Below are 416 nucleotides of genomic sequence, written 5' to 3' on the forward strand. Positions count from 1 at the left end.
GCGAACTCGAGTCGGTGCGGGTGACGCGCATTCTGCGTGATGACATCAGCCGGGGCCGCAGGGCGCCCGGAGCCCGGCTGGTCGAGCGCGATATCGCTGCGGAGCTCAACGTCTCTCGCCTCCCCGTGCGCGAAGCGATCCGCACGTTGGTCGGCGAAGGAGTGGTGGTCGCGCGTCCGCGAACCTGGGCTGTCGTGCGCGAGTTCACGCATCGCGACATCCGCGACTTCGGTGAAGTGCGTGAGGCGATCGAGACGCTGATCTTCGTCTTCGCGGCCGAGAGGCACAGCGATGAGGGCATCGCGCGGCTGCGCGCGGCATACGAGCGCGAGTTCCGAGCTGCCACTGCCGGTGAGGTCGAGGCTGCCCGCATCGCTGCGGGCGAGTTCCATGAGATCTCGGCCGAGCTCGCGGGC

General features: G+C 69.0%; 1 protein-coding gene. It reads left to right on the forward strand.

The window, feature by feature from the left end; all coding sequences use genetic code 11:
- The coding region (locus J7E68_RS05880; protein ID WP_215170737.1) for a GntR family transcriptional regulator at positions 1–416 on the forward strand (416 nt) is incomplete at both ends.

The sequence above is a fragment of the Microbacterium sp. ISL-103 genome, assembly GCF_018613995.1.
Lineage (GTDB): Bacteria > Actinomycetota > Actinomycetes > Actinomycetales > Microbacteriaceae > Microbacterium.